Source organism: Caulobacter sp. P1_B12_2, assembly GCF_056406675.1.
Genome location: NZ_JBFTZS010000421.1, coordinates 1 through 4018 on the forward strand (window position 1 = coordinate 1; position 4018 = coordinate 4018).

Annotated in this window: 5 protein-coding genes; all 5 read left to right on the forward strand. The window is 70.4% G+C overall.

All coding sequences use genetic code 11. The features are described from left to right. Positions 1 to 974: UDP-3-O-(3-hydroxymyristoyl)glucosamine N-acyltransferase (gene lpxD / locus AC1DZ6_RS20590; protein WP_477098996.1), on the forward strand; the 974-nt coding region annotated here is incomplete at its 5' end. Continuing rightward, on the forward strand, positions 971 to 1462 hold the full coding sequence (gene fabZ / locus AC1DZ6_RS20595; RefSeq protein ID WP_477098997.1) for a 3-hydroxyacyl-ACP dehydratase FabZ: 492 nt from the start codon (positions 971 to 973) through the stop codon (positions 1460 to 1462). The genes lpxD and fabZ, both read left to right, overlap by 4 nt. Further along, complete coding sequence (gene lpxA, locus AC1DZ6_RS20600) at positions 1459 to 2253, forward strand: acyl-ACP--UDP-N-acetylglucosamine O-acyltransferase (RefSeq protein ID WP_477098998.1); 795 nt, start codon at positions 1459 to 1461, stop codon at positions 2251 to 2253. The genes fabZ and lpxA overlap by 4 nt, the downstream gene beginning before the upstream one ends. 10 nt (positions 2254 to 2263) lie before the next feature. Next, complete coding sequence (gene lpxI, locus AC1DZ6_RS20605; RefSeq protein WP_477098999.1) at positions 2264 to 3106, forward strand: UDP-2,3-diacylglucosamine diphosphatase; 843 nt, start codon at positions 2264 to 2266, stop codon at positions 3104 to 3106. Further along, positions 3103 to 4018: lipid-A-disaccharide synthase (gene lpxB, locus AC1DZ6_RS20610; protein WP_477099000.1), on the forward strand; the 916-nt coding region annotated here is incomplete at its 3' end. The genes lpxI and lpxB, both read left to right, overlap by 4 nt.

A 4018-nucleotide genomic window follows, 5' to 3' on the forward strand; every position in this document is an offset into this window, starting at 1 on the left:
TGGCCAGCCTGAGCGGTGCTCGGCTGGCCGATCCGGCTGACGGTCACCACCTGATCTCGCACGTCKCTCCGCTCGAGAGCGCCGGCGAGGGCGCCATCACCTTCCTTTCCGATCCCAAGCGCCTGGCCGACCTCGCCGGTCTAAGCGGCGTGGCTTGCTTCCTGCGGCCCGACCACGCGGCCCAGGCTCCGGCCGGCTGCCGGCTGCTGCTGACCAGCCATCCGCAGGCCGCGTGGGCCGCCGCCGCCGAACGGCTGCACGCACCGCGCCGTCACGACGGCTCGGTGCAGCACATCCACCCCGACAGCGAACTGGAAGACGGCGTCACGCCTTCTCCGGGCGTGATCATCGGGCAGGGGGCCAGGATCGGCCGCGGGACCTATCTGGCGCCCGGCGTGGTGATCGGGCCCGGCGTGGCCATCGGCCGAGACTGCCGGATCGGCGCCAACGCCGTGATCGGCTTCGCCCTGATCGGCGACCGGGTGTCGATTCATGCCGGAGCGGTGATCGGCGAAGCGGGATTCGGCGCGGCCGGCGGGTCCAAGGGCGTGGTCGACCTGCCGCAGCTGGGCCGCGTGATCCTGCAGGATGGGGTGACGATCGGCGCCAACAGCTGCGTGGATCGAGGCGCCTTCGGCGATACGACGATCGGCGAGAACACCAAGATCGACAATCTGGTCCATGTCGCCCACAACGTCCGGCTCGGTCGCAACTGCGTCGCCGCCGCCTTCACGGGCATTTCCGGCAGCACGACGGTGGGCGACGGTGTCGCGTTCGGCGGCAAGGCCGGCGTGGCCGATCACCTGACGGTCGGCGCGGGCGCCCAGATCGGCGCCTCGGCGTCGGTCTTCAAGGACGTGCCGGCCGGCGAAACATGGACTGGGTTTCCGGCGCGACCGCTGAAGCGGTGGCTCCGAGAGACCGCATGGCTGTCGCGCAAGGCGGGCGGCCGGGGAACCAAGGGGCTAGAATGAGCCAATCCAAAGTCGAAGAGCCTCACGCCACGGAGCCTCTGGCCAATATCGACATCATGGAGATCCTCAACCGGATCCCGCATCGCTATCCGTTCCTGCTGGTCGACCGGGCCGAGGCCTATCGCGCCCACCAGTCGATCGTCGGCATCAAGTGCGTGACGGTCAACGAGCCGTTCTTCCAGGGCCACTTCCCGGGCAATCCGGTGATGCCCGGCGTGCTGATCATCGAAGCCCTGGCCCAGACGGGCGCGGTGCTGATGAGCAAGTCCCTGGAAGTGGACACCGAAGGCAAGACCATCTTCTTCATGTCGGTCGACAACGCTCGTTTCCGCAATCCCGTGCGCCCCGGCGACGTGATCCGCATGGAGGTCGAGGTGGTCCGCGCCCGCTCCAGCATCTTCAAGTTCAAGGGCGTGGCCAAGGTCGGCGACAAGGTGGCCGCCGAGGCCGAGTTCGCGGCCATGGTCGTGGAGACGCCCAAGGCATGACCCAGATCCATCCGACCGCCATCGTTTCGCCCGGCGCGCAGCTGGGCCAGGACGTCGAGATCGGCGCGTTCTGCACCGTGGGCCCGAAGGTCCAGCTGGGCGACGGCGTGCGGCTGGTTTCGCACGTGGTGATCGAGGGCGCGACGCAGGTCGGCGCCGGCACCGCCATCCATCCGTTCGCCGTGCTGGGCGGCGCGCCGCAGCACCTGGCCCACAAGGGCGAGGACACCCGGCTGGTGATCGGCGAGCGCAACATCATCCGCGAGCACGTCACCATGCACGCCGGCACCGTGGGCGGCGGCGGGGTCACCACGGTCGGCTCAGACAGCCTCTACATGGTCGGCGCTCACGTCGCTCATGACTGCGTGATCGGCGATCGCGTGACCTTCGCCAACAACGCCACCCTGGGCGGCCACGTGGTGATCGGCGACTTCGTGTTCATGGGCGGGCTTTGCGCCGTCCACCAGTTCACTCGTATCGGCCGCTACTCGTTCGTGGGCGGCGGCGGGGTGGTGACCAAGGACGTCATTCCCTACGGCTCGGTGTGGGGCAACCACGCTCACCTCGAGGGCCTGAACCTGGTCGGCCTCAAGCGCCGCGGCTTCAGCCGCGAGGCGATCAACGCCCTGCGCGCCGCCTATCGCCTGCTGTTCGCCGACGAAGGCACCTTCCAGGAGCGCCTGGATGACGTGGCCGAAGCCCACGCCGATACGCCGGAGGTGATGGAGATCGTCGACTTCATCCGCTCGGAGGCCAACAGGCCCCTGTGCCTCCCCGAGCGCGAAGTCTAGGAGGGCGGCCATGCGCAAGCTTGGTCTGATCGCCGGCGGCGGTTCTCTGCCGGTGGAGCTGGCGCAGCACTGCGAGGCGGCCGGCCGGCCGTTCGCGGTGATGCGCCTGCGCTCGTTCGCCCTGCCGGTGCTGGCCCGCTATCCCGGCGTCGAGGTCGGGCTGGGCGAGTTCGGCAAGGTGTTCAAGGCCCTGCGCGCCGAAGGCTGCGAGGTCGTATGCTTCGCCGGCGTCGTCGAGCGTCCCGACTTCGCGGCCATCAAGCCGGACCTGCGCGGCCTGACCGTCATTCCGGGTCTGATCAGCGCCGCCCGCAAGGGCGACGACGCTCTGCTGCGCCGCCTGCTGGCCGAGTTCGAGAAGGAAGGCTTCGCGATCGAGGGCGCTCACGAGGTGCGGGGCGAGATGACCCTGCCGCGCGGCGCGCTCGGCAAGCATGTTCCGAAAGACAGCCACATCGCCGACATGGACCGCGCCCTTCACGTGGCGCGGGCCATCGGCGCGCTGGACGTGGGGCAGGGCGCTGTCGTCTGCGACGGCCTGGTGCTGGCGGTCGAGGCCCAGGAGGGCACGGACGCCATGCTGCGCCGGGTCGCCGACCTGCCTCAGGCCATCCGGGGCAACGCCGAGGCGCCGCGCGGCGTGCTGGCCAAGGCCCCCAAGCCGATCCAGGAAACCAAGGTCGACCTGCCCACCATCGGCGTCGCCACCGTCCAGCGCGCGGCCCGCGCCGGTCTGGCCGGCGTGGTCGGCGAGGCCGGGCGTCTGCTGATCGTCGATCGCGAGCAGGTCATCGCCTGCGCCAACGACCTGGGCCTGTTCGTGTACGGGGTCGAACCACGGGCCGACACATGAGCCCGGAGGGCCGGCCGCTCACGGTGATGCTGGTGGCGGCCGAGGCCTCGGGCGACGCCCTGGGCGCGAACCTGGCCCGGGTGCTGCGCGACCGGCTGGGCGCCGACAAGGTCCGCTTCGTCGGCGTCGGCGGGGCCAAGATGGCGGCCGAGGGCGTCGACAGCCCGTTCGACATCGCCCAGCTGTCCATCCTGGGCATCGTGGAGAGCCTCAAGGCCTATCCCAGGGCCATGGCGCGGCTGAAGGACACCCTGGCCCTGGCGGCCCGCGAAAAGCCCGACGTGGCGGTCCTGATCGACAGCTGGGGCTTCAACATCCGCCTGGCCAAGGCGCTGCGGAAGCAGGATCCCGCCTTGCCCCTTGTCAAGTACGTGGCGCCCCAGGTCTGGGCCTATCGCGCCAGCCGCGCCAAGGACCTGGCTGGGGCGGTGGACCTGCTGCTGTCGATCCAGCCGATGGACAAGCCGTTCTTCGACGCCGTCGACCTGCCCAGCGTGTTCGTCGGCAATTCCGCCTTGGCCCATGATTTCAGCCACGCCGACCCGGCCAGGCTGCGCGCGGCGATCGGCGCCGCGGCCGGCGAGCCGATCCTGCTGGTGCTGCCCGGCAGCCGTCCGTCCGAGATCCAGCGGGTCATGCCGCCGTTCGAGGACGCCGTGCGCCGCCTGAAGGCGCAGCGACCGAACCTGCATGTCGTCGTGCCCGCCGCCTCGACGGTGGCGCAGGCCGTCAAGGCCCGAGTCGCGGCCTGGCCGTTCCGGGCCCATGTGATCGAGGACGAGGCGCTGAAGGACGACGCCATGGTCGCCGGCACGGTCGCCCTGGCCTGCAGCGGCACGGTGACCACCGAGCTGGCCCTGGCCGGCTGTCCGATGGTGGTCGGCTACGTCACGGGCAAGATCACCTACGCCC